This window comes from Stenotrophomonas maltophilia (assembly GCF_047782825.1).
Classification (GTDB): domain Bacteria; phylum Pseudomonadota; class Gammaproteobacteria; order Xanthomonadales; family Xanthomonadaceae; genus Stenotrophomonas.
Genome location: NZ_CP180589.1, coordinates 2,295,778 through 2,318,834, shown reverse-complemented (window position 1 = coordinate 2,318,834; position 23,057 = coordinate 2,295,778). Strand labels below are relative to the sequence as shown.

Annotated in this window: 27 protein-coding genes; all 27 read left to right on the top strand. The window is 62.7% G+C overall.

Going from position 1 to position 23,057, the window contains the following annotated elements:
- Positions 1-95: 95 nt before the first annotated feature.
- Positions 96-4,250 (top strand): DNA-directed RNA polymerase subunit beta, encoded by a 4,155-nt coding sequence (gene rpoB, locus ACM2ZB_RS10985; protein WP_416058486.1) that lies wholly within the window; start codon positions 96-98, stop codon positions 4,248-4,250.
- Between the two features lie 87 nt (positions 4,251-4,337).
- Positions 4,338-8,561 carry a DNA-directed RNA polymerase subunit beta' gene (rpoC, locus tag ACM2ZB_RS10980; RefSeq protein WP_416058485.1) on the top strand — a complete coding sequence of 1,408 codons (4,224 nt, stop codon included), beginning with the start codon at positions 4,338-4,340 and terminating at the stop codon, positions 8,559-8,561.
- A 282-nt stretch (positions 8,562-8,843) separates the two neighbouring features.
- The gene (gene rpsL / locus ACM2ZB_RS10975) at positions 8,844-9,218 is read left to right on the top strand and encodes a 30S ribosomal protein S12 (RefSeq protein WP_004145320.1); all 375 of its coding nucleotides are present in this window, start codon (positions 8,844-8,846) and stop codon (positions 9,216-9,218) included.
- A gap of 12 nt (positions 9,219-9,230) precedes the next feature.
- Positions 9,231-9,698, top strand: coding sequence for a 30S ribosomal protein S7 (rpsG, locus tag ACM2ZB_RS10970; RefSeq protein WP_079220751.1), 468 nt, complete (start codon positions 9,231-9,233; stop codon positions 9,696-9,698).
- 138 nt (positions 9,699-9,836) lie between these two features.
- Positions 9,837-11,978 carry an elongation factor G gene (gene fusA, locus ACM2ZB_RS10965; RefSeq protein ID WP_283221798.1) on the top strand — a complete coding sequence of 714 codons (2,142 nt, stop codon included), beginning with the start codon at positions 9,837-9,839 and terminating at the stop codon, positions 11,976-11,978.
- Between the two features lie 51 nt (positions 11,979-12,029).
- Positions 12,030-13,220 carry an elongation factor Tu gene (tuf, locus tag ACM2ZB_RS10960; RefSeq protein ID WP_079220753.1) on the top strand — a complete coding sequence of 397 codons (1,191 nt, stop codon included), beginning with the start codon at positions 12,030-12,032 and terminating at the stop codon, positions 13,218-13,220.
- 332 nt (positions 13,221-13,552) lie between these two features.
- On the top strand, positions 13,553-13,864 hold the full coding sequence (gene rpsJ / locus ACM2ZB_RS10955) for a 30S ribosomal protein S10 (RefSeq protein WP_010341589.1): 312 nt from the start codon (positions 13,553-13,555) through the stop codon (positions 13,862-13,864).
- 11 nt (positions 13,865-13,875) lie between these two features.
- Positions 13,876-14,526 (top strand): 50S ribosomal protein L3, encoded by a 651-nt coding sequence (rplC, locus tag ACM2ZB_RS10950; protein ID WP_059066096.1) that lies wholly within the window; start codon positions 13,876-13,878, stop codon positions 14,524-14,526.
- Between the two features lie 12 nt (positions 14,527-14,538).
- Positions 14,539-15,144: a 50S ribosomal protein L4 gene (gene rplD, locus ACM2ZB_RS10945; RefSeq protein WP_049470486.1), complete on the top strand. Its 606-nt coding sequence runs from the start codon at positions 14,539-14,541 to the stop codon at positions 15,142-15,144.
- Positions 15,141-15,440, top strand: coding sequence for a 50S ribosomal protein L23 (gene rplW, locus ACM2ZB_RS10940; protein WP_079220754.1), 300 nt, complete (start codon positions 15,141-15,143; stop codon positions 15,438-15,440). Before rplD ends, rplW begins: the two co-directional genes overlap by 4 nt.
- 10 nt (positions 15,441-15,450) lie before the next feature.
- Positions 15,451-16,278, top strand: coding sequence for a 50S ribosomal protein L2 (gene rplB / locus ACM2ZB_RS10935; protein ID WP_004145339.1), 828 nt, complete (start codon positions 15,451-15,453; stop codon positions 16,276-16,278).
- A 6-nt stretch (positions 16,279-16,284) separates the two neighbouring features.
- Positions 16,285-16,554, top strand: a complete 270-nt coding sequence (gene rpsS / locus ACM2ZB_RS10930; protein ID WP_108767850.1) for a 30S ribosomal protein S19 — start codon at positions 16,285-16,287, stop codon at positions 16,552-16,554.
- A gap of 12 nt (positions 16,555-16,566) precedes the next feature.
- Complete coding sequence (rplV, locus tag ACM2ZB_RS10925; protein ID WP_004145348.1) at positions 16,567-16,902, top strand: 50S ribosomal protein L22; 336 nt, start codon at positions 16,567-16,569, stop codon at positions 16,900-16,902.
- A gap of 18 nt (positions 16,903-16,920) precedes the next feature.
- A complete protein-coding gene (gene rpsC / locus ACM2ZB_RS10920) occupies positions 16,921-17,655 on the top strand; it encodes a 30S ribosomal protein S3 (RefSeq protein ID WP_004145350.1) in 735 nt (244 codons plus the stop codon).
- 5 nt (positions 17,656-17,660) lie between these two features.
- Positions 17,661-18,074, top strand: coding sequence for a 50S ribosomal protein L16 (gene rplP / locus ACM2ZB_RS10915; RefSeq protein ID WP_004154486.1), 414 nt, complete (start codon positions 17,661-17,663; stop codon positions 18,072-18,074).
- Positions 18,074-18,259 carry a 50S ribosomal protein L29 gene (gene rpmC / locus ACM2ZB_RS10910; protein WP_004145353.1) on the top strand — a complete coding sequence of 62 codons (186 nt, stop codon included), beginning with the start codon at positions 18,074-18,076 and terminating at the stop codon, positions 18,257-18,259. Before rplP ends, rpmC begins: the two co-directional genes overlap by 1 nt.
- Before the next feature lie 11 nt (positions 18,260-18,270).
- Positions 18,271-18,540, top strand: coding sequence for a 30S ribosomal protein S17 (gene rpsQ, locus ACM2ZB_RS10905; protein ID WP_004145355.1), 270 nt, complete (start codon positions 18,271-18,273; stop codon positions 18,538-18,540).
- A gap of 11 nt (positions 18,541-18,551) precedes the next feature.
- On the top strand, positions 18,552-18,920 hold the full coding sequence (gene rplN / locus ACM2ZB_RS10900; protein ID WP_010483978.1) for a 50S ribosomal protein L14: 369 nt from the start codon (positions 18,552-18,554) through the stop codon (positions 18,918-18,920).
- A 16-nt stretch (positions 18,921-18,936) separates the two neighbouring features.
- Complete coding sequence (gene rplX, locus ACM2ZB_RS10895) at positions 18,937-19,254, top strand: 50S ribosomal protein L24 (RefSeq protein ID WP_004154490.1); 318 nt, start codon at positions 18,937-18,939, stop codon at positions 19,252-19,254.
- Positions 19,255-19,265: 11 nt separating this feature from the next.
- Positions 19,266-19,808 (top strand): 50S ribosomal protein L5, encoded by a 543-nt coding sequence (gene rplE / locus ACM2ZB_RS10890; protein WP_079220757.1) that lies wholly within the window; start codon positions 19,266-19,268, stop codon positions 19,806-19,808.
- Between the two features lie 18 nt (positions 19,809-19,826).
- Positions 19,827-20,132 (top strand): 30S ribosomal protein S14, encoded by a 306-nt coding sequence (gene rpsN, locus ACM2ZB_RS10885; RefSeq protein ID WP_079220758.1) that lies wholly within the window; start codon positions 19,827-19,829, stop codon positions 20,130-20,132.
- A 257-nt stretch (positions 20,133-20,389) separates the two neighbouring features.
- The gene (gene rpsH / locus ACM2ZB_RS10880; RefSeq protein ID WP_005408210.1) at positions 20,390-20,788 is read left to right on the top strand and encodes a 30S ribosomal protein S8; all 399 of its coding nucleotides are present in this window, start codon (positions 20,390-20,392) and stop codon (positions 20,786-20,788) included.
- Positions 20,789-20,806: 18 nt separating this feature from the next.
- Positions 20,807-21,331: a 50S ribosomal protein L6 gene (gene rplF, locus ACM2ZB_RS10875; protein WP_313442481.1), complete on the top strand. Its 525-nt coding sequence runs from the start codon at positions 20,807-20,809 to the stop codon at positions 21,329-21,331.
- Between the two features lie 31 nt (positions 21,332-21,362).
- Positions 21,363-21,716, top strand: coding sequence for a 50S ribosomal protein L18 (gene rplR, locus ACM2ZB_RS10870; RefSeq protein WP_005408212.1), 354 nt, complete (start codon positions 21,363-21,365; stop codon positions 21,714-21,716).
- 161 nt (positions 21,717-21,877) lie between these two features.
- A complete protein-coding gene (gene rpsE / locus ACM2ZB_RS10865; RefSeq protein ID WP_004145411.1) occupies positions 21,878-22,420 on the top strand; it encodes a 30S ribosomal protein S5 in 543 nt (180 codons plus the stop codon).
- The gene (gene rpmD / locus ACM2ZB_RS10860; protein WP_004154497.1) at positions 22,413-22,604 is read left to right on the top strand and encodes a 50S ribosomal protein L30; all 192 of its coding nucleotides are present in this window, start codon (positions 22,413-22,415) and stop codon (positions 22,602-22,604) included. Before rpsE ends, rpmD begins: the two co-directional genes overlap by 8 nt.
- Positions 22,605-22,610: 6 nt before the next feature.
- Positions 22,611-23,054, top strand: coding sequence for a 50S ribosomal protein L15 (gene rplO, locus ACM2ZB_RS10855; RefSeq protein WP_004154498.1), 444 nt, complete (start codon positions 22,611-22,613; stop codon positions 23,052-23,054).
- Positions 23,055-23,057 lie beyond the last annotated feature (3 nt).

The window sequence follows — 23,057 nt, the reverse complement described above, 5'->3', positions numbered from 1 at the left end:
TGCTGGTGCCGGCAATACCAGCGACTTCCAACTGACAATTTCAAGTTTCCTTCGGGTCGTGGGCGCACGGCCCGCACAACAAGGTGGAAGACCTCATGACGTCCTATTCGTTCACCGAAAAAAAGCGTATCCGCAAGGATTTCGGCAAGCAGCGCGCGATTCTCGAAGTGCCGTTCCTGCTCGCCATCCAGGTGGATTCCTATCGTGAATTCCTGCAGGAAAATGTCGACCCGGCCAAGCGCACGGACCACGGCCTGCACGCTGCGCTGAAGTCGGTCTTCCCGATCGCCAGCTACAGCGGCAACGCCGCCCTGGAATACGTCGGCTACAAGCTGGGCGAGCCGGTCTTCGACGAACGTGAGTGCCGCCAGCGTGGCATGAGCTACGGCGCGCCGCTGCGCGTGACCGTGCGCCTGGTCATCTACGACCGCGAGTCGTCGACCAAGGCCATCAAGTACGTGAAGGAGCAGGAGGTCTATCTGGGCGAAATCCCGCTGATGACCGAAAACGGCACCTTCATCGTCAACGGCACCGAGCGCGTCATCGTCTCGCAGCTGCACCGCTCGCCGGGCGTGTTCTTCGACCACGACCGTGGCAAGACCCACAGCTCGGGCAAGCTGCTGTATAGCGCCCGCATCATTCCTTACCGCGGTTCCTGGCTGGACTTCGAGTTCGACCCGAAGGACGCGCTGTTCACCCGTATCGACCGCCGCCGCAAGCTGCCGGTGTCGATCCTGCTGCGCGCGCTCGGCTACAGCAACGAAGAGATGCTGGCCGAGTTCTTCGAGATCAACACCTTCCACATCAACCCGGATGAAGGCGTCCAGCTGGAGCTGGTGCCCGAGCGCCTGCGTGGCGAAACCCTGGGCTTCGACCTCGCCGACGGCGACAAGGTCATCGTGGAAGCCGGCAAGCGCATCACCGCGCGCCACATCAAGCAGCTGGAAGCGTCGGGCATTGCCGCCCTGGCCGTGCCGGACGATTACATCGTCGGCCGCATCCTGTCGCATGACGTGGTCGATGCCTCCACCGGCGAACTGCTGGCCCAGGCCAACGACGAGATCAGCGACGAGCAGCTGCAGAACTTCCGCAAGGCCGGCGTCGATGCGGTGGGCACCCTGTGGGTGAACGACCTGGATCGTGGCCCGTACCTGTCCAACACCCTGCGCATCGATCCGACCAAGACCCAGCTGGAAGCCCTGGTCGAAATCTACCGCATGATGCGTCCGGGCGAGCCGCCGACCAAGGATGCCGCGCAGAACCTGTTCCACAACCTGTTCTTCACCTTCGAGCGCTACGACCTGTCCGCGGTCGGCCGCATGAAGTTCAACCGCCGCGTGGGCCGCAAGGAAACCACCGGCGAAGCCGTGCTGTATGACAGCAAGTACTTCGGCGAGCGCAACGACGAAGAGTCCAAGCGCCTGGTCGGTGCCCACGGCGACAGCTCCGACATCCTGGACGTGATCAAGGTCCTGACCGAGATCCGCAACGGTCGCGGCGTGGTCGACGATATCGACCACCTGGGCAACCGTCGCGTGCGTTCGGTCGGCGAAATGGCCGAGAACGTGTTCCGCGTCGGCCTGGTCCGCGTCGAGCGCGCGGTCAAGGAGCGCCTGTCGATGGCCGAGTCGGAAGGCCTGACCCCGCAGGAGCTGATCAACGCCAAGCCGGTTGCCGCTGCCATCAAGGAATTCTTCGGCTCCTCGCAGCTGTCGCAGTTCATGGATCAGAACAACCCGCTGTCGGAAGTGACCCACAAGCGTCGCGTCTCGGCCCTGGGCCCGGGCGGCCTGACCCGTGAGCGCGCCGGCTTCGAAGTGCGCGACGTGCACCCGACCCATTACGGCCGCGTCTGCACCATCGAAACCCCGGAAGGCCCGAACATCGGCCTGATCAACTCGCTGGCCGTGTACGCCCGCACCAACCAGTACGGTTTCCTCGAGACCCCGTACCGCAAGGTCGTGGACGGCAAGGTCTACGATGAAGTCGAGTTCCTGTCGGCCATCGAAGAAAACGAGTACGTCATTGCGCAGGCCAACGCCCTGACCAATGCCGACAGCATGCTGACCGAGCAGTTCGTTCCCTGCCGTTTCCAGGGCGAATCGCTGCTGAAGCCGCCGGCGGAAGTCCACTTCATGGACGTCTCGCCGATGCAGACCGTGTCCATCGCGGCCGCGCTGGTTCCGTTCCTGGAGCACGATGACGCAAACCGCGCACTGATGGGCGCGAACATGCAGCGTCAGGCCGTGCCGACCCTGCGTGCGCAGAAGCCGCTGGTCGGTACCGGCATCGAGCGCGCCGTGGCGCGTGACTCCGGTGTGACCGTCAACGCCCGTCGTGGTGGCGAGATCGTGCAGATCGACGCCGCGCGCATCGTGGTGAAGGTGGTCGAGGAAGAAATCGTCGGTGCCACCGACGCCGGCGTCGACATCTACAACCTGGTCAAGTACACCCGTTCGAACCAGAACACCTGCATCAACCAGCGTCCGCTGGTCCAGGTGGGTGACGTCATCGCCCGCGGCGACGTGCTGGCCGACGGTCCGTCCACCGACATCGGCGAACTGGCCCTGGGCCAGAACATGCTGATCGCGTTCATGCCGTGGAACGGCTACAACTTCGAAGACTCCATCCTGCTCTCCGAGCGCGTGGTGGAAGAGGATCGCTACACCACGATCCACATCGAAGAGCTGACCTGCGTCGCGCGTGACACCAAGCTGGGGCCGGAGGAAATCTCCGCCGACATCCCGAACGTTTCCGAGCAGGCGCTGAACCGCCTGGACGAAAGCGGCGTGGTGTACATCGGTGCGGAAGTCCGCGCCGGCGACATCATGGTCGGCAAGGTCACCCCGAAGGGCGAAAGCCAGTTGACCCCGGAAGAGAAGCTGCTGCGCGCCATCTTCGGCGAGAAGGCTTCGGACGTTAAGGACAGCTCGCTGCGCGTTCCGCCGGGCATGGACGGCACCGTCATCGATGTGCAGGTCTTCACCCGCGACGGCATCGAGAAGGACAAGCGCGCCCGCCAGATCGAAGAGTCTGAAATCAAGCGCGTCAAGAAGGACTTCGACGACCAGTTCCGTATCCTGGAAGCGGCCATCTACATGCGTCTGCGTTCGCAGATCGTGGGCAAGGTGGTCAACGGTGGTGCCGGCCTGAAGAAGGGTGACGTCATCTCCGACGCCTACCTGGACGGTCTGAAGAAGGCCGACTGGTTCATCCTGCGCATGAAGGACGAGGACGCTTCGGAAGCCATCGAGCGCGCCCAGAAGCAGATCCAGGCGCACGAGAAGGAATTCGAGCGTCGCTTCGCCGACAAGCGCGGCAAGATCACCGCCGGCGACGACCTCGCCCCGGGCGTGCTGAAGATGGTCAAGGTGTTCCTGGCCGTGAAGCGCCGCATCCAGCCGGGCGACAAGATGGCAGGCCGCCACGGCAACAAGGGTGTGGTGTCCAACGTGGTGCCGGTCGAGGACATGCCGTACATGGCCTCGGGGGAAACCGTGGACATCGTGCTGAACCCGCTGGGCGTGCCGTCGCGTATGAACATCGGCCAGATCCTGGAAGTGCACCTGGGCTGGGCAGCCAAGGGCCTGGGTCGCAAGATCCAGGCGATGATGGAAGCCCAGGCCGCGGTGGCCGACCTGCGCAAGTTCCTGGACGACATCTACAACCACGACGACACCAACGTGGCCAACCGTGTCGACCTGTCGCAGTTCAGCGACGAGGAACTGCTGCGTCTGGCCCGTAACCTCACCGATGGCGTGCCGATGGCCACCCCGGTGTTCGACGGTGCTACCGAAGCGGAAATCAAGCGCATGCTGGAACTGGCCGACCTGCCGAGCAGTGGCCAGACCCAGCTGTATGACGGCCGCACCGGTGAAGCGTTCGATCGCCACACCACCGTCGGTTACATGCACTACCTGAAGCTGAACCACCTGGTCGACGACAAGATGCACGCCCGTTCGACCGGTCCGTACTCGCTCGTCACCCAGCAGCCGCTGGGCGGCAAGGCGCAGTTCGGCGGCCAGCGCTTCGGTGAAATGGAAGTCTGGGCGCTGGAAGCCTACGGCGCGGCCTACACCCTGCAGGAAATGCTGACGGTGAAGTCCGATGACGTGCAGGGCCGCAACCAGATGTACAAGAACATCGTCGACGGCGAGCACGAGATGGTCGCGGGCATGCCGGAATCCTTCAACGTGCTCGTGAAGGAAATCCGCTCGCTGGCCATCAACATGGAACTGGAAGACAACTGATCCATGCCGGCGCGGCGGTCCGCCGCCGCGCCGCTGGCAGTGAACTGAAAGCCCATCGACACAGCATTCCTCCTTCTGGAGAACACCATGAAAGACCTGCTCAACCTCTTCAACCAGCAGCGCCAGACGCTGGACTTCGACGCGATCAAGATCGCGCTGGCCTCGCCGGACCTGATCCGTTCGTGGTCCTTCGGCGAAGTGAAGAAGCCGGAAACCATCAATTACCGTACCTTCAAGCCGGAGCGTGACGGCCTGTTCTGCGCCGCCATCTTCGGGCCGGTGAAGGACTACGAGTGCCTGTGCGGCAAGTACAAGCGCATGAAGCACCGCGGCGTGGTCTGCGAAAAGTGCGGCACCGAAGTGACCCTGGCCAAGGTGCGTCGCGAGCGCATGGGCCACATCGACCTGGCATCGCCGGTCGCGCACATCTGGTTCCTCAAGTCGCTGCCGTCGCGCATCGGCCTGATGCTGGACATGACCCTGCGTGACATCGAGCGCGTGCTGTACTTCGAAGCCTACGTGGTGACCGAGCCGGGCCTGACCGCCCTGGAGCGCCGCCAGCTGCTGACCGAAGAACAGTACCTGACCGCCCGCCAGGAACACGGTGACGACTTCGACGCCGCCATGGGCGCCGAGGCCGTGTACGAACTGCTGCGCACCATCGACCTGCAGTCGGAAATGACCCGCCTGCGCGAGGAAATCGCCGCCACCGGTTCGGAAACCAAGCTCAAGCGCCTCACCAAGCGCATCAAGCTGATCGAAGCCTTCCTGGAATCGGGCAACCGTCCGGAATGGATGGTCATGACCGTGCTGCCGGTGCTGCCGCCGGACCTGCGTCCGCTGGTCCCGCTGGACGGTGGCCGCTTCGCGACCTCCGACCTGAACGACCTGTACCGCCGCGTCATCAACCGTAACAACCGCCTGCGCCGCCTGCTCGAACTGAGCGCGCCGGACATCATCGTGCGCAATGAAAAGCGCATGCTGCAGGAATCGGTCGATGCGCTGCTGGACAACGGCCGTCGTGGCCGTGCCATCACCGGCACCAACAAGCGCCCGCTGAAGTCGCTGGCCGACATGATCAAGGGCAAGCAGGGTCGCTTCCGCCAGAACCTGCTGGGCAAGCGCGTGGACTACTCGGGCCGTTCGGTCATCGTGGTCGGTCCGTACCTGCGTCTGCACCAGTGCGGCCTGCCGAAGAAGATGGCGCTGGAGCTGTTCAAGCCGTTCGTCTTCGCCAAGCTGCAGCGTCGTGGCCTGGCCACCACCATCAAGGCCGCCAAGAAGCTGGTCGAGCGCGAAGAAGCCGAAGTCTGGGACATCCTGGAAGAGGTCATCCGCGAACATCCGGTCATGCTGAACCGTGCGCCGACCCTGCACCGTCTGGGCATCCAGGCGTTCGAGCCGGTGCTGATCGAAGGCAAGGCCATCCAGCTGCACCCGCTGGTCTGCACCGCGTTCAACGCCGACTTCGACGGTGACCAGATGGCCGTCCACGTGCCGCTCTCGCTGGAAGCCCAGCTGGAAGCGCGTGCGCTGATGATGTCGACCAACAACATCCTGTCGCCGGCCAACGGCGAGCCGATCATCGTGCCGTCGCAGGACGTCGTGCTGGGTCTGTACTACATGACCCGCTCGCTGGAAAACAAGAAGGGCGAGGGCATGGCCTTCGCCAACATCGCCGAAGTGAAGCGTGCCTACGACAACCGCGTGGTGGAACTGCACGCACGCGTCAAGGTCCGCATCACCGAAGTGGTGACCGACGAAGAAGGCAACAAGCAGCCGAAGACCTCGATCGTGGACACCACGATCGGTCGCGCCCTGCTGGCTGAAATCCTGCCGGAAGGCCTGCCGTTCGCGCTGGCCAACACCGAGCTGACCAAGAAGAACATCAGCCGCCTGATCAACTCCAGCTACCGCCAGCTGGGCCTGAAGGACACGGTCGTGTTCGCCGACAAGCTGATGTACACCGGCTTCGCTTACGCGACCCGCGCCGGCGTCTCCATCGGTATCGACGACATGCTGATCCCGGACGAGAAGAAGGGCATCCTCACCGAGGCCGAAGCCGAAGTGCTGGAAATCCAGGAGCAGTACCAGTCGGGCCTGGTCACCGCCGGCGAGCGCTACAACAAGGTGGTCGACATCTGGTCGCGCACCAATGAGCGCATCGCCAAGGCGATGATGGACACCATCGGTACCGAGAAGGTCGTCAATGCCAAGGGCGAGACCATCGACCAGAAGTCGATGAACTCGCTGTACATCATGGCCGACTCCGGTGCGCGTGGTTCGCAGGCGCAGATCCGTCAGCTGGCCGGCATGCGCGGCCTGATGGCCCGTCCGGATGGCTCGATCATCGAGACGCCCATCAAGGCGAACTTCCGCGAAGGCCTGAACGTGCAGGAGTACTTCAACTCCACCCACGGTGCCCGTAAGGGTCTGGCCGATACCGCGCTGAAGACCGCGAACTCGGGTTACCTGACCCGTCGTCTGGTCGACGTGGCGCAGGACGTGGTGATCACCGAGGTGGATTGCGGTACCACCGAAGGCCTGATCATGACCCCGATCGTGGAAGGCGGCGACGTGGTCGAGCCGCTGAAGGACCGCGTGCTGGGTCGCGTGGTTGCCGAGGACGTGTTCCTGCCGGGCAACGACGAAGATCCGATCGTCACCCGCAACACCCTGCTGGACGAAGCCTGGGTCGCCAAGCTGGAAGACGCCGGCGTGCAGAGCATCAAGGTGCGTTCGACGATCTCGTGCGAATCGGCCTTCGGTGTCTGCGGTCGCTGCTACGGCCGCGATCTGGCCCGTGGCCACCTGGTCAACATCGGTGAAGCGGTCGGCGTCATCGCCGCCCAGTCCATCGGTGAGCCGGGTACCCAGCTGACCATGCGTACGTTCCACATCGGTGGTGCGGCGTCGCGAGCTGCTGCGGTCGACAACATCACCGTCAAGACCACCGGCTCGGTCAAGTTCAGCAACCTCAAGTCGGTCGAGCACGCCAACGGCTCGCTGGTGGCAGTGTCGCGCTCGGGCGAAATCTCGGTGCTCGATGCCCACGGCCGTGAGCGTGAGCGTTACAAGCTGCCGTACGGTGCGACCATCACGTCCAAGGACGGTGATGCGATCAAGGCTGGCCAGACCGTGGCCAACTGGGATCCGCATAACCACCCGATCGTGTCGGAAGTGGCCGGCTTCATCCGCTTCATCGACTTCGTCGACGGCATCACCGTCATCGAGAAGACCGACGAGCTGACCGGCCTGGCTTCGCGCGAAATCACCGATCCGAAGCGTCGCGGTACCCAGGCCAAGGACCTGCGCCCGATCGTGCGCATCGTTGACGCCAAGGGCAACGACCTGTCGATTCCGGGCACCGATCTGCCGGCGCAGTACCTGCTGCCGCCGCGTTCGATCGTCAACCTGCAGGACGGCGCCGCAGTGGGCGTGGGCGACGTGGTCGCCAAGATCCCGCAGGAAGCGTCGAAGACCCGCGACATCACCGGTGGTCTGCCGCGCGTGGCCGATCTGTTCGAAGCCCGCAAGCCGAAGGATCCGGCGGTGCTGGCCGAGCGTTCGGGCATCATCAGCTTCGGCAAGGACACCAAGGGCAAGCAGCGCCTGATCATCAAGGACACCGATGGTTCGGAGCACGAAGAGCTGATTCCGAAGTACCGCCAGGTCATCGTGTTCGAAGGCGAGCACGTCACCAAGGGTGAAACCATCGTGGACGGCGAGCCGAGCCCGCAGGACATCCTGCGTCTGCTGGGTGTCGAACCGCTGGCGGCCTACCTGGTGAAGGAAATCCAGGACGTGTACCGCCTGCAGGGCGTGAAGATCAACGACAAGCACATCGAGGTGATCACCCGCCAGATGCTGCGCAAGGTCGAGATCACCGACCAGGGCAACAGCAAGTTCCTGAACGGCGAACAGGTGGAGCGCCAGCGCGTAATCGAGGAGAATGCGCGCCTGTCGACCCGCAACGAGCTGCCGGCGCACTTCGATCCGGTCCTGCTGGGCATCACCAAGGCCTCGCTGGCGACCGAATCGTTCATCTCGGCCGCTTCGTTCCAGGAAACCACCCGCGTGCTGACCGAAGCTGCCGTCCGCGGCACCAAGGACAACCTGCGCGGCCTGAAGGAAAACGTGATCGTGGGTCGCCTGATCCCGGCCGGTACCGGTCTGTCGTATCACAGCAACCGCCGTCGCGGCGCTTCGGGTCTGACCGACTCGGAGATGCAGACCCTGGCCGGCACCCCGGCCGCGGTTGAGGCTCCGGCCGTTGAAGCCGAAGCTGAACAGGCGTCTGGCGAAGAATGAGGTATCAGGTCCGGCCGCGAGGCCGGACCACCCCGTCAGTCCATCGACGGGATTGGGAAAGGGCAGGGGGATCGTCCGCGATCCACCCGGCCAACCTGAACGGGGGGCACGGTGGCTCCCCAGTAACGTTCCAGGATCAGGAACGGGCTTGACAGGAGGCGTTTGACTGCTTTCCTGGCAGGTTGCTACAATCGTCTGTCTCAGCAGGCCAGAATTTTGGCCTGCTTTAACATTTCCGCATCTCTGGCCGGATTTCCGGCCACCAATCAGAAGAACCTACTGATGGCGACGATCAACCAGCTGGTCCGCAAGCCGCGGCAAGCTACTACGTACAAGAGTGCCTCGCCGGCGCTCGACAAGTGCCCGCAGCGCCGTGGCGTCTGCACGCGCGTTTACACCACCACCCCGAAGAAGCCGAACTCGGCTCTCCGCAAGGTTGCCAAGGTCCGCCTGACCAACCAGGAAGAAGTCATTTCCTACATCGGCGGCGAAGGCCACAACCTGCAGGAGCACTCCGTGGTCCTGATCCGTGGCGGTCGCGTCAAGGATCTGCCGGGTGTGCGTTACCACACCGTTCGTGGCTCGCTCGACGCCGCCGGCGTTGCCAAGCGTCGCCAGGCCCGTTCCAAGTACGGCGCCAAGCGTCCGAAGGCATAAGGAGAGACCACTATGTCGCGTAAGGGTAATACTCCGCAGCGTTCCGTCCTGCCGGATCCGAAGCACGGAAGCGAAACCATCGCCCGTTTCATCAACATGGTCATGCTGAGCGGCAAGAAGTCCGTCGCTGAAAAGATCGTGTACGGCGCCATGGATGTCATCGCAGAGAAGAACGCCAACTCGATCGAGCTGGTGCAGAAGGCTCTGGACAACGTCGCTCCGTCGGTCGAAGTGAAGTCGCGCCGTGTCGGTGGTGCCACCTACCAGGTGCCGGTCGAAGTGCGTGCATCGCGCAAGATGGCCCTGGCCATGCGCTGGCTGATCGACTCCGCGCGCAAGCGTGGTGAGAACACCATGCCGAAGAAGCTGGCTGCTGAACTGATCGACGCCTCGGAAAACCGTGGCGGCGCCATCAAGAAGCGCGAAGAAACCCACCGCATGGCCGAAGCCAACAAGGCCTTCGCCCACTACCGCTGGTGAGTTTGACGGCCTTGTAAAACAGGCAGGGCAGCACCACATCGGTGCTGCCTCGCGGCCCCGGAAGGGCTGCGCCAATCCGAAGGCCGCCGCAAGGCGGCGTTCGGCCATCCGAAATCCAAGAAATCTGAGAGGCTCCCCGTGGCCCGTTCCACTCCCATCGAGCGTTACCGTAACTTCGGCATCATGGCTCACATCGATGCCGGCAAGACCACCACGTCCGAGCGCATCCTGTTCTACACCGGCAAGAGCCACAAGATCGGTGAAGTGCACGACGGCGCCGCCACCATGGACTGGATGGAGCAGGAGCAGGAGCGTGGCATCACGATCCAGTCCGCTGCCACCACCGCGTTCTGGAAGGGCATGGACAAGTCCCTGCCGGAGCACCGCTTCAACATCATCGACACCCCCGGGCACGTTGACTTCACCATCGAAGTCGAGCGTTCGCTGCGCGTGCTCGATGGCGCGGTGTTCGTGCTGTGTGCCGTCGGTGGCGTGCAGCCGCAGTCGGAAACCGTGTGGCGCCAGGCCAACCGTTACAAGGTGCCGCGCATTGCGTTCGTCAACAAGATGGACCGCACCGGCGCCAACTTCTACAAGGTCCGTGACCAGCTGAAGGCCAAGCTCGGCGCTGTCGCCGTGCCGATGCAGCTGCCGATCGGTGCCGAGGACGGCTTCAAGGGCGTCGTCGACCTGCTGAAGATGAAGGCCATCCATTGGGATGAAGCTTCGCAGGGCATGAAGTTCGAATACGGCGAAATCCCGGCCGACCTGCAGGAAAAGGCTGAAGAAGCCCGTACCTACATGATCGAAACCGCGGCTGAAGCCAGCGAAGAGCTGATGGAAAAGTACCTGGGCGGCGAAGAGCTGGCCGAGGCTGAAATCATCAACGCGCTGCGTACCCGTACCCTGGCCACCGAAATCGTCCCGATGTACTGCGGTTCGGCGTTCAAGAACAAGGGCGTGCAGGCCATGCTGGACGGCGTGATCCAGCTGCTGCCGTCGCCGGTCGACGTGCCGGACGTGACCGGTACCGACGTGGATGACGAAAACGTCGCCATGACCCGCAAGTCCGACGACAAGGCTCCGTTCTCGTCGCTGGCCTTCAAGATCATCACCGACCCGTTCGTCGGCGCGCTGACCTTCTTCCGTGTCTACTCGGGCACCCTGAACGGTGGCGACACCGTCCTGAACTCGGTGAAGGGCAAGAAGGAGCGCATCGGCCGCATCCTGCAGATGCATTCGAACAACCGCGAAGAAATCAAGGAAGTTCTGGCCGGTGACATCGCCGCTGCCGTGGGTCTGAAGGACACCACCACCGGTGACACCCTGTGCTCGATCGACCAGCCGATCATCCTGGAGCGCATGACGTTCCCGGAGCCGGTGATCTCGATGGCTGTCGAGCCGAAGACCAAGTCGGACCAGGAAAAGATGGGCCTGGCCCTGGGCCGCCTGGCGCAGGAAGATCCGTCGTTCCGCGTCAAGACCGACGAAGAATCCGGCCAGACCATCATCTCGGGCATGGGTGAACTGCACCTGGACATCATCGTCGACCGCCTGAAGCGCGAGTTCAACGTTGAAGCCAACGTCGGCGCGCCGCAGGTTGCCTACCGCGAAACCATCACCCTGGCCGACGTCAAGTCGGACTACAAGCACGCCAAGCAGTCCGGTGGTAAGGGTCAGTACGGTCACGTCGTGATCGAGCTGTCGCCGATCACCGCTGAAGACCGCGCCGATGCCAAGATCGCTCCGCTGATCAAGGACGACTTCCTGTTCGTCAATGACATCACCGGCGGCGTGATTCCGAAGGAATTCATTCCTTCGATCGAAAAGGGCCTGCGCGAAACCATCACCAGCGGTCCGCTGGCTGGCTTCCCGGTGGTGGACGTGAAGGTCAAGCTGGTCTTCGGTTCGTACCACGACGTCGACTCCTCGGAAATGGCGTTCAAGCTGGCATCGTCGATGGCCTTCAAGCAGGGCTTCGCCAAGGCCAAGCCGGTTCTGCTGGAGCCGATCATGAAGGTCGAGATCGTGACCCCGGAGGATTACCAGGGTGACGTGATGGGCGACGTGAGCCGTCGTCGCGGCGTGCTGCAGGGTTCTGACACCACCGGTGACGGCTCCGCTTCGATCATCAACGCGATGATCCCGCTGGGTGAAATGTTCGGTTACGCCACTGCGCTGCGTTCGCAGACCCAGGGCCGCGCCACCTTCACCATGGAATTCGACCATTACGAGCCGGCGCCGAACAACATCGCCGAAGCCGTCATGAAGAAGGGCTGAGCCTCGCTCAGCCTCTCCTGAAACCACTTACGACAATCAAGGGATACAACAATGGCAAAGGGTAAGTTCGAGCGCACCAAGCCGCACGTCAACGTCGGCACCATCGGTCACGTCGATCATGGCAAGACCACGCTGACCGCCGCGCTGACCAAGATCGGCGCCGAGCGCTTCGGCGGCGAGTTCAAGGATTACTCGGCGATCGACGCCGCTCCGGAAGAGAAGGCTCGTGGTATCACGATCTCGACCGCGCACGTCGAATACGAATCCACCACCCGTCACTACGCCCACGTCGATTGCCCGGGCCATGCTGACTACGTCAAGAACATGATCACCGGTGCCGCCCAGATGGACGGCGCAATCCTGGTGTGCTCGGCCGCTGACGGCCCGATGCCGCAGACCCGCGAGCACATCCTGCTGTCGCGTCAGGTCGGCGTGCCGTACATCGTCGTGTTCCTGAACAAGGCCGACATGGTTGACGATGCCGAGCTGCTGGAACTGGTCGAAATGGAAGTCCGCGAGCTGCTGAGCAAGTACGACTTCCCGGGCGACGACACCCCGATCATCTCGGGTTCGGCCCGCCTGGCGCTGGAAGGCGACCAGAGCGACATCGGCGTGCCGGCCGTGATCAAGCTGGTCGAAGCTCTCGACAGCTGGATCCCGACCCCGGAGCGTGACGTCGACAAGCCGTTCCTGATGCCGGTGGAAGACGTGTTCTCGATCTCGGGCCGCGGCACCGTGGTGACCGGTCGTATCGAGCGCGGCGTGATCAAGGTCGGCGAAGAAATCGAAATCGTCGGCATCCGTCCGGTGCAGAAGACCACCGTGACCGGCGTGGAAATGTTCCGCAAGCTGCTGGACCAGGGTCAGGCAGGTGACAACGCCGGTCTGCTGCTGCGCGGCACCAAGCGTGACGACGTCGAGCGTGGCCAGGTTCTGGCCAAGCCGGGTTCGATCAAGCCGCACACCAAGTTCGACGCCGAAGTCTACGTGCTGTCGAAGGACGAAGGCGGCCGTCACACCCCGTTCTTCAAGGGCTACCGTCCGCAGTTCTACTTCCGTACCACCGACATCACCGGTGCGGTTGAGCTGCCGGAAGGCGTCGAGATGGTGATGCCGGGCGACAACATCAAGATGGTTGTCACCCTGATCAACCCGGTCGCCATGGACGCCGGCCTGCGCTTCGCCATCCGCGAAGGTGGCCGTACCGTCGGCGCCGGCGTGGTTGCCAGCATCCTCGAGTAATCTGCTACACTCTGCGCCCCGATGTTGCCTGGGTAGGGCATCGGGGCGTATCAAACGGGAAAGTAGGCACAGGATGTGCCTTGTGTTCCCCGGACCAGGAAGGGTCAATGCCATTCAGGCGGCGTCAACAGGAAACTGTTGACAGCTGCCTTGCGTGCCATTATGCTTCGTCGTCTGGGCAGGCCTGTTTCTAGGTCTGCCTACGTTTTTGAGGTCTACGGATTGACCTTGTCGGCCTGCAGGAGTGCGGGCCGTCCGTATTCAGGGATTTCATGGGACAAAGCAACCCAGAGGCTTTGTCTGTCGCTCTTTTAACGAAGGAACCTACCGCCATGGCGGACCAAAAGATCCGGATCCGGCTGAAAGCGTTCGATCATCGTCTGATCGACCGTTCGGCCAGCGAGATCGTTGAGACGGCCAAGCGGACCGGCGCGCAAGTGCGTGGCCCGATCCCGCTGCCGACCAAGATCGAGCGTTACACCATCCTCGTCTCCCCGCACGTCGACAAGGACGCGCGTGACCAGTACGAGACCCGCACGCACAAGCGCGTGCTCGATATCGTTGACCCGAATGACAAGACCGTGGACGCGCTGATGAAGCTCGAACTGGCTGCCGGCGTCGACGTTCAGATCAAGCTGACCTGAGGACTACGACCATGACGAAGAAGTATTCGTTGGGCTTCGTGGGCCGCAAGGCTGGCATGAGCCGCGTGTTCACCGAAGATGGCCGTTCCATCCCGGTGACCCTGATCGAAGCAACCCCGAACCGCATCGCGCAGATCAAGACCGTCGAAACCGACGGCTACAGCGCCGTGCAGGTGACCGTCGGCGCGCGTCGCGCTGCCCTGGTCAACAAGCCGGAAGCCGGCCACTTCGCCAAGGCGAAGGTGGAAGCGGGTCGTGGCCTGTGGGAATTCCGCGTTGAAGACGCGCAGCTCGGCGATTTCGCCGTTGGCGGCGAAGTCAAGGCGGACATCTTTGAAGTCGGCCAGATCGTCGACGTCCAGGGTGTCACCAAGGGTAAGGGCTTCCAGGGCACCATCAAGCGCTACAACTTCCGTATGGGTGACGCTACCCACGGCAACTCGCTGTCGCATCGCGCGCCGGGTTCGCTGGGTCAGCGCCAGACGCCGGGTCGCGTGTTCCCGGGCAAGAAGATGTCCGGTCACATGGGCTCCGTGCAGCAGAGCACCCAGAACCTGGAAGTTGTCAAGGTCGACGTCGAACGCGGTCTGATCGCGGTTCGCGGCGCCGTTCCGGGCGCGGCGGGTGGCGACGTGATCGTCCGTCCGGCGAGCAAGGCATAAGGAGAGATGACGATGGAACTCGTTATCACGGGTAGCAACAACAAGGTCTCGGTCTCCGACGCCGTGTTCGGTCGCGATTTCAGCGAAGATCTGGTCCACCAGGTCGTCGTTGCTTACCGCAACGCCGGTCGCGCCGGCACCAAGGCGCAGAAGACTCGCTCCGAAGTGGCAGGTACCACCAAGAAGTCGAAGAAGCAGAAGGGCGGCGGCGCGCGTCATGGCGCACTGACGGCTCCGATCTTCGTCGGCGGCGGTGTCACCTTCGCGGCCAAGCCGCGCAGCTTCGAGCAGAAGGTCAATCGTAAGCAGTACCGTGCCGCCATGTGCGCGATCCTGTCCGAGCTGAACCGTCAGGGCCGTCTGACCATCGTGGAGTCCTTCGATGTCGAAGCGACCAACACGAAGGGTCTGATCGCCAAGCTGGCCGGCCTGGAAGTGGGCAAGCGCCCGCTGATCGTCACTGAAGAAGCCTCCGAGCACCTGTACCTGTCCGCTCGCAATCTGCCGTACGTGCAGGTGCGTGACGTCCAGGGTCTGGACCCGGTGTCGCTGGTCGGTGCCGACACGGTCGTCATCACCGCTGATGCGGTCAAGAAGGTCGAGGAGTGGCTGGCATGAACAGCAACGAAAAAATCTTCAGCGTGCTGCGTGCCCCGCGTGTCTCCGAAAAGACCGCTCGCATTCAGGAACTCTCCAACCAGTATGCCTTCGAAGTTTCGAACGAAGCCACCAAAGCCGATGTAAAGGCCGCGGTTGAGCAGCTGTTCGGCGTCAAGGTCGAGGCTGTCAACGTGGTCAACGTCAAGGGCAAGAACAAGTCCTTCCGTAACCGTGCTGGCCGCCGCGGCGATTGGCGTAAGGCGTACGTTCGCCTGGCCGACGGCCAGTCGATCGATGTAACGGCCAAGGCCTGAGGTACATCCCATGCCATTGATGAAATTCAAGCCCACTTCCCCCGGCCGCCGTTCGGCCGTGCGCGTGGTTACCCCCGACCTGCACAAGGGTGCTCCGCACGCCGCACTGGTCGAGTCGCAGAGCCGCTCGGGTGGTCGTAACCACCATGGCCGCATCACCGTGCGTCACGTCGGTGGTGGTGCCAAGCAGCACTACCGCATCATCGACTTCAAGCGCAACAAGCTGGGCATCCCGGCGCGCGTGGAACGCATCGAATACGATCCGAACCGCACCGCCCACATCGCCCTGCTGTGCTACGTCGACGGCGAGCGTCGCTACATCATCGCCCCGAAGGGCCTGAAGGCTGGTGATCAGGTGATCGCTGGTTCGGACGCCCCGATCAAGGCTGGCAACACCCTGCCGCTGCGCAACATTCCGGTCGGTACCACCATCCACTGCATCGAACTGAAGCCCGGCAAGGGCGCTCAGATCGCCCGCGCCGCTGGTGCGGCCGTGCAGCTGGTTGCCCGCGAAGGCATCTACGCCACCCTGCGCCTGCGCTCGGGTGAAATGCGTAAGGTTCCGGTCGAGTGCTGCGCCACCATCGGTGAAGTCGGCAACGACGAGCACAGCCTGGAAAAGCTGGGCAAGGCCGGTGCCAAGCGTTGGCGCGGCGTCCGCCCGACCGTTCGTGGTGCTGCCATGAACCCGGTTGACCACCCGCACGGTGGCGGTGAGGCCAAGGCCGGCCAGGGTAATCCGCATCCGGTCACCCCGTGGGGTGTCCCGACCAAGGGTTACAAGACGCGCCATAACAAGCGCACTCAGCAGTTCATCGTCCGCGATCGTAGGGGCTAATCGACCATGGCACGTTCACTCAAGAAGGGCCCGTTTGTCGATCACCACCTGGTTGCTAAGGTGGCTGCCGCTGCGGGTAGCAAGCGTCCGGTCAAGACCTGGTCGCGTCGTTCGATGATCCTGCCTGACATGGTAGGCGTCACCATTGCCGTTCATAACGGCAAGAACCACATCCCGGTTCTCGTCAACGAGAACATGGTCGGCCACAAGCTCGGCGAATTTGCCATCACCCGGACCTTCAAGGGTCACGGTGGTGACAAGAAGTCGGGCAAGTAAGGAGAGATGACAATGGAAGCGAAAGCCATCCTGCGCACTGCGCGCATCTCCCCGCAGAAGGCTCGTCTGGTCGCTGACCAGGTGCGCGGTCTGCCGGCCGAACGTGCGGTCAACCTGCTGAAGTTCTCGGACAAGAAGGCTGCCCACCTGATCAAGAAGGTGGTGGAGTCGGCTATTGCAAATGCCGAGAACAACCAGGGCGCCGACGTCGACGAGCTGAAGGTTCAGACCATCATGGTTGATGAAGGTCCGACCCTGAAGCGTTTCATGGCGCGGGCGAAAGGCCGCGGTACCCGCATCCTCAAGCGCACCAGCCACATCACTGTGGTTGTGGGCGCCGCCAAGTAAGCGGATAAGGAAAAGACCATGGGTCATAAAGTTCATCCGATTGGTATCCGCCTCGGCATTTCCAAGGACTGGAACTCCAAGTGGTACGCCAACAAGGCCGAGTTCGCTGGTTACCTGGCAGCCGACCTGAAAGTGCGCGAAATGCTGCGCAAGAAGCTGGCTCAGGCCGGCATCAGCAAGATCCTGATCGAGCGTCCGGCCAAGACCGCGCGCGTGACGATCCACACCGCCCGTCCGGGCGTGGTGATCGGCAAGCGCGGTGAGGACATCGAGAAGCTGCGCAAGGAAGTGAGCGAAATGATGGGCGTCCCGGCGCACATCAACGTCACCGAAGTGCGCAAGCCGGAACTGGACGCTCAGCTCGTTGCCGAGTCGATCGCCCAGCAGCTGGAGCGTCGCATCATGTTCCGCCGCGCCATGAAGCGCTCGGTCGGCAACGCGATGCGCCTGGGTGCCCTGGGCATCAAGGTCAACGTCGGTGGCCGCCTCAACGGTGCAGAAATCGCCCGTTCGGAGTGGTACCGCGAAGGCCGCGTGCCGCTGCACACCCTGCGTGCCGACATCGACTATGGCTTCGCTGAAGCCAAGACGACCTACGGCATCATCGGCATCAAGGTCTGGATCTACAAGGGCGAGGTCTTCGATTTCTCCCAGGTTGGCCAGGAAAAGCAGGACGACACCCCGTCGCGCAACGATCGTCACGATCGCGGCGACCGCGGTGACCGTCAGCGCCCGGCTCGTGAAGCGAGGTAACGACAATGTTGCAACCCAAGCGAACCAAGTACCGCAAGGTGCACAAGGGCCGTAACGACGGCCTGAGCTGGAGCGCCAACGCTGTCAGCTTCGGCGAATACGGCCTCAAGGCAACCGCCCACGGTCAGCTGACCGCGCGTCAGATCGAAGCGGCCCGCCGCTCGATCAGCCGCTACGTGAAGCGCGGCGGCAAGATGTGGATCCGTGTGTTCCCCGACAAGCCCATCACCAAGAAGCCCATCGAAGTTCGAATGGGTTCGGGTAAGGGCAACGTGGAATACTGGGTGGCCCAGATCCAGCCCGGCCGCATGATCTATGAAATCGAGGGTGTTTCGGAGGAAGTGGCACGCGAGGCGTTCCGCCTGGCCGCCGCCAAGCTCTCGGTCACCACCACTTTCGTGACCCGGACGGTGCGCTGATGGAACTCAAAACTCTCCGTGAAAAGTCGGCTGACGAACTCAAGGCCCACCTGATCGACCTGCGTAAGGAACAGTTCTCTGTCCGTATGCAGCAGGTCACCGGCCAGCTGCCGAAGACCCACGACATCCGCCGGGTCCGTCGCGAGATTGCTCGCGTCAAGACCCTGCTCGGCAGCACGAAGTAAGGATGGCCGCTATGAGCGACAATACTGAAAACAAAGCGCTGCGCACGGTCGAAGGCCGTGTCGTCAGCAACAAGATGGACAAGACGGTTACCGTCCTGGTTGAGCGTCAGGTCAAGCACGCGCTGTACGGCAAGTACATCAAGCGCTCGACCAAGCTGCACGCCCACGATGCCGACAACGCCTGCAAGGAAGGCGATGTCGTCCGCGTGACCGAGATTGCTCCGATGTCCAAGACCAAGAACTGGCGCGTGGTGGAAGTCATCACGCGCGCGGCTGAATAAGGAGCTGAATCATGATCCAGATGCAGAGCTACCTTGACGTCGCGGACAATTCGGGTGCCAAGCAGGTGATGTGCTTCAAGGTGCTGGGTGGTTCCAAGCGCCGTTACGCCGGCATCGGCGACATCATCAAGGTCACCGTGAAGGATGCGATTCCGCGCGGCAAGGTCAAGAAGGGTGAAGTGTATGACGCCGTCGTGGTGCGTACCCGCAAGGGTGTGCGTCGCGCCGACGGTTCGCTGATCCGCTTCGACGGCAACGCTGCCGTCCTGCTGAACAACAAGCAGGAGCCGATCGGCACCCGTATCTTCGGGCCGGTGACTCGTGAACTTCGTTCGGAGAAGTTCATGAAGATCGTCTCGCTCGCTCCCGAAGTGCTGTGAGCGACAGGAGATAATCATGGCTAACCGTATCAAGAAGGGCGACCAGGTTGTCGTCAACGCTGGCAAGGACAAGGGCAAGCAGGGCGAAGTCGTCCGCGTCGACGGCGACCGTGTGGTCGTCGCCAACGTGAACATCGTCAAGCGCCACACCAAGCCGAACCCGCAGGCAGGTGTTGCCGGCGGCGTGGTCGAGCGCGAAGCTTCGATCCATATCTCCAACGTGAACGTTCTGAACCCGGCTTCGGGCAAGGGTGAACGCGTTGGCTTCAAGGTGCTGGAGGATGGACGCAAACTGCGTGTGTTCCGCTCCAGCGGTGAGGCGCTCGACGCCTGAGGAATGAGAAGATGAGTTCCCGTCTCGAAAAGTTCTACAAGGAAGAAGTGGTACCGGCGCTGATGAAGCAGTTCGGTTACACCAATCCGATGGAAGTGCCGAAGCTTGTCAAGGTCACCCTGAACATGGGTGTCGGCGAAGCGGCCACCAACAAGAAGATCCTGGAAAACGCCGTCGGCGACATGACCAAGATTTCCGGCCAGAAGCCGGTTGTCACCAAGTCGCGTGTGTCGGTTGCGTCGTTCAAGATCCGTGATGGTTGGCCGATCGGCTGCAAGACCACGCTGCGTCGCCACAAGATGTACGAGTTCCTGGATCGCCTGATCAACATCTCGCTGCCGCGCGTGCGCGACTTCCGTGGTGTTTCCGGTCGTTCCTTCGACGGTCGCGGCAACTTCAACATGGGTGTGAAGGAACAGATCATCTTCCCGGAAATCGACTTCGACGCTGTCGACGCGATCCGCGGCATGGATATCGCCATCACCACCACTGCGAAGACCGATGCGGAAGCGAAGGCGCTGCTGGCAGCGTTCAAGTTCCCGTTCCGTAACTGATCCGTCGAGGAATCCGAAATGGCAAAGACCTCCATGGTCAACCGCGACATCAAGCGGGAAAAGCTGGCAAAGAAGTACGCTGAAAAGCGTGCAGCTCTGAAGAAGATCGTGTCCTCCGTGGACGCGACCTACGAAGAGAAGATCGACGCCGCAACCAAGCTGGCCAAGCTGCCGCGCGATTCGTCGCCGAGCCGCCACCGCAACCGTTGCGAACTGTCGGGTCGTCCGCGTGGCGTCTACAGCAAGTTCGGCCTGGGCCGTAACAAGCTGCGCGAAGCCACCATGCGTGGCGACGTCCCGGGTCTGCGCAAGGCCAGCTGGTAATCCCAGCCGGCCCTGTGATCAGGAGCCCCTCCAGGGGTTCCTGAACCGGGCAGGGGAGGCATTCAGCCTTCCCGATGCAAAAAAACCGAAGAGCCCGGCGCAAGCCGGGCTCTTTTGGCGTATACTCCCGCGTCTTGCTCTGTGCAAACGGGGTAGCAGGGCAGGCCAATGGCCTGCCGCAACAAGGGACCTGGCCCGTTTCCAGGAGACAACAGATTTTCGCGAAAGCGGATATCGGTGCACTCAAAGGTACTCATATGAGCATGACTGATCCCATCGCCGACCTGCTGGTCCGCATCAAGAATGCGGCCGCGGTTGGCAAGCAGACGGTGAAAGCCCCGTCGTCCAAGATCAAGGTTGCGATCGCCCAGGTCCTGAAGGACGAGGGTTACATCACCGACCTGCGCGTGACCCAGCTGGAAAACAACAAGTCCGAGCTGGAAATCGTGCTGAAGTATTTCGAAGGCAAGCCGGTCATCGCGACCCTGAAGCGCTTCTCGCGTTCGGGCCTGCGCCAGTACCGCGGCAAGAGCGAGCTGCCGAAGGTCATGAATGGCCTGGGTATCTCCATCATTTCCACCTCCAAGGGCATCATGACCGATGCGCAGGCGCGCCAGCTGGGCGTCGGCGGCGAAGTCCTGTGCTTCGTGGCCTAAGGCGAAAGGAGTAATACTATGTCCCGCGTAGCCAAGAAGCCCGTCACCCTGGGTAAGACTGAACTGAACGTCCAGGCCGATTCCGTCACCGTCAAGGGCCCGAAGGGCACCCTGTCGCTGCCGAAGCCGGCTGGCATTGCCATCAACGTCGACAACGGCGTTGCCACCCTGAGCACCGAGAACGCTGACCTGGTCGCGCTGACCGGCACCGTCCGCGCCATCCTGGCCAACATGGTCAAGGGTGTTTCCGAAGGCTTCGAGCGCAAGCTGGAGCTGGTCGGCGTGGGTTACCGTGCTGCCATGCAGGGCAAGGACCTGAGCCTGTCGCTCGGTTACTCGCACCCGATCGTGTTCGTGGCGCCGGAAGGCATCACCATCACCACCCCGACCCAGACCGAAATTCTGGTGCAGGGCGCTGACAAGCAGGTCGTCGGTGAAGTCGCCGCCAAGATCCGTGCGTTCCGCAAGCCGGAACCGTACAAGGGCAAGGGCGTGAAGTACTCCGACGAAGTCATCATCCGTAAGGAAGCCAAGAAGGCCTAATCAGGCGCTTCCGCTTTCAAGGAAAAAAATCATGAACAAGAACATCGCCCGCCTGCGTCGCGCCAAGTCGACCCGCGCCCACATCCGTGAGCTCGGCGTCGCCCGCCTGTCGGTGCTGCGCACCGGCCAGCACCTGTACGCCCAGGTCTTCACCGCCGACGGTTCCAAGGTGCTGGCTGCCGCCAACACCACCCAGACCGACGTCATGGAAGGCCTGAAGAACGGCAAGAACGCCGATGCCGCCGCCAAGGTCGGCCGTATCGTCGCTGAGCGCGCCAAGGCCGCCGGCGTCGAGAAGGTTGCCTTCGATCGTTCGGGCTACCGCTACCACGGCCGCATCAAGGCCCTGGCAGAAGCCGCCCGCGAAGCCGGCCTGCAGTTCTAAGGGATAAGGGCAGGGGGCCTCGCGTCCCCTGTCCGCCTGCTCGCCCGCCTGAGTGAGGCGGGGCGGCGCCGCTCTTCTGCAGCGGCCCACCGCACCAACGCGGTACTCCACAACCATAAGCGGCCCCGAGCCGTACATACCCAAACTACCAAGGAATCAAGATGGCAGAAGAACGTCAGCAGCGGGGTCGCGATCGCGACCGTAACCGCGAAGAGAAAGTCGACGACGGCATGATCGAAAAGCTGGTCGCGGTCAACCGCGTCAGCAAGACCGTCAAGGGTGGCCGCCAGTTCACCTTCACCGCCCTGACCGTGGTCGGCGACGGCGAAGGCAAGGTTGGTTTCGGTTATGGCAAGGCGCGCGAAGTGCCGGTCGCCATCCAGAAGTCGATGGAACAGGCTCGCAAGAACCTGGTCAGCGTTGACCTGAACAACGGCACCCTGTGGCACACCATCAAGGATGGTCACGGCGCAGCCCGCGTGTTCATGCAGCCGGCTTCCGAAGGTACCGGCGTCATCGCCGGCGGTGCCATGCGCGCCGTGCTGGAAGCGGTTGGCGTGAAGAACGTGCTGGCCAAGGCCACCGGTTCGCGCAACCCGATCAACCTGGTGCGTGCCACCGTGAAGGGCCTGTCTGCAGCGCAGTCGCCGGCTCGCATCGCGGCCAAGCGCGGTAAGAAGGTGGAGGAACTCAACCATGGCTAATGAGTCCAACAAGACTGTGAAGGTGCGCCTGGTGCGCGGCCTGCGTGGTACCCAGTCGCGTCACCGTCTGTCGGTGCGTGCCCTGGGCCTGAACAAGCTCAACGATGTCCGTGAACTGAAGGACAGCCCGCAGGTTCGCGGTCTGATCAACACCGTTCACTACCTCGTCAAGGTTGAGGAGTAATCGATCATGACTCTGCGTCTCAATGAACTGAGCCCGGCACCGGGCGCCCGCACCGAACGCACCCGCGTCGGCCGCGGTATCGGCTCGGGCCTGGGCAAGACTGCCGGCCGCGGCCACAAGGGTTCGTTCGCCCGTAAGGGTGGCGGCAAGATCAAGGCTGGCTTCGAAGGCGGCCAGACCCCCATGCAGCGTCGTCTGCCGAAAATCGGCTTCCGTTCGCCGATCGCCAAGGACACCGCTGAAGTGCTGCTGTACGCGCTGGACAAGCTGCCGGCCGGTGAGATCGACTTCGCCGCCCTGCGTGCTGCCAAGCTGGTCCCGAGCACTGCAAAGAAGGCCAAGGTCGTCGTCAAGGGCGAAGTGACCAAGGCGTTCACCCTGAAGGGTATTGCTGCCACGGCCGGTGCCAAGGCTGCAATCGAAGCTGCCGGCGGCAGCGTGACGGAGTAAGAA

Bases quoted from the DNA above. Each gene is read 5' to 3' on its own strand.
- rpsE (WP_004145411.1), top strand. From the start codon at position 21,878: ATGGCAGAAGAACGTCAGCAGCGGGGTCGCGATCGCGACCGTAACCGC.
- rplB (WP_004145339.1), top strand. From the start codon at position 15,451: ATGCCATTGATGAAATTCAAGCCCACTTCCCCCGGCCGCCGTTCGGCC.
- rplP (WP_004154486.1), top strand. From the start codon at position 17,661: ATGTTGCAACCCAAGCGAACCAAGTACCGCAAGGTGCACAAGGGCCGT.
- rpsL (WP_004145320.1), top strand. From the start codon at position 8,844: ATGGCGACGATCAACCAGCTGGTCCGCAAGCCGCGGCAAGCTACTACG.
- rpsC (WP_004145350.1), top strand. From the start codon at position 16,921: ATGGGTCATAAAGTTCATCCGATTGGTATCCGCCTCGGCATTTCCAAG.
- rplR (WP_005408212.1), top strand. From the start codon at position 21,363: ATGAACAAGAACATCGCCCGCCTGCGTCGCGCCAAGTCGACCCGCGCC.
- rpmC (WP_004145353.1), top strand. From the start codon at position 18,074: ATGGAACTCAAAACTCTCCGTGAAAAGTCGGCTGACGAACTCAAGGCC.
- rplD (WP_049470486.1), top strand. From the start codon at position 14,539: ATGGAACTCGTTATCACGGGTAGCAACAACAAGGTCTCGGTCTCCGAC.
- rpoB (WP_416058486.1), top strand. From the start codon at position 96: ATGACGTCCTATTCGTTCACCGAAAAAAAGCGTATCCGCAAGGATTTC.
- rpsJ (WP_010341589.1), top strand. From the start codon at position 13,553: ATGGCGGACCAAAAGATCCGGATCCGGCTGAAAGCGTTCGATCATCGT.
- rplW (WP_079220754.1), top strand. From the start codon at position 15,141: ATGAACAGCAACGAAAAAATCTTCAGCGTGCTGCGTGCCCCGCGTGTC.
- rplE (WP_079220757.1), top strand. From the start codon at position 19,266: ATGAGTTCCCGTCTCGAAAAGTTCTACAAGGAAGAAGTGGTACCGGCG.
- rplC (WP_059066096.1), top strand. From the start codon at position 13,876: ATGACGAAGAAGTATTCGTTGGGCTTCGTGGGCCGCAAGGCTGGCATG.
- rplX (WP_004154490.1), top strand. From the start codon at position 18,937: ATGGCTAACCGTATCAAGAAGGGCGACCAGGTTGTCGTCAACGCTGGC.
- rplF (WP_313442481.1), top strand. From the start codon at position 20,807: ATGTCCCGCGTAGCCAAGAAGCCCGTCACCCTGGGTAAGACTGAACTG.
- rplV (WP_004145348.1), top strand. From the start codon at position 16,567: ATGGAAGCGAAAGCCATCCTGCGCACTGCGCGCATCTCCCCGCAGAAG.
- rpoC (WP_416058485.1), top strand. From the start codon at position 4,338: ATGAAAGACCTGCTCAACCTCTTCAACCAGCAGCGCCAGACGCTGGAC.
- rpsQ (WP_004145355.1), top strand. From the start codon at position 18,271: ATGAGCGACAATACTGAAAACAAAGCGCTGCGCACGGTCGAAGGCCGT.
- rpsG (WP_079220751.1), top strand. From the start codon at position 9,231: ATGTCGCGTAAGGGTAATACTCCGCAGCGTTCCGTCCTGCCGGATCCG.
- rpmD (WP_004154497.1), top strand. From the start codon at position 22,413: ATGGCTAATGAGTCCAACAAGACTGTGAAGGTGCGCCTGGTGCGCGGC.
- rplO (WP_004154498.1), top strand. From the start codon at position 22,611: ATGACTCTGCGTCTCAATGAACTGAGCCCGGCACCGGGCGCCCGCACC.
- rpsS (WP_108767850.1), top strand. From the start codon at position 16,285: ATGGCACGTTCACTCAAGAAGGGCCCGTTTGTCGATCACCACCTGGTT.
- tuf (WP_079220753.1), top strand. From the start codon at position 12,030: ATGGCAAAGGGTAAGTTCGAGCGCACCAAGCCGCACGTCAACGTCGGC.
- rpsN (WP_079220758.1), top strand. From the start codon at position 19,827: ATGGCAAAGACCTCCATGGTCAACCGCGACATCAAGCGGGAAAAGCTG.
- rplN (WP_010483978.1), top strand. From the start codon at position 18,552: ATGATCCAGATGCAGAGCTACCTTGACGTCGCGGACAATTCGGGTGCC.
- rpsH (WP_005408210.1), top strand. From the start codon at position 20,390: ATGAGCATGACTGATCCCATCGCCGACCTGCTGGTCCGCATCAAGAAT.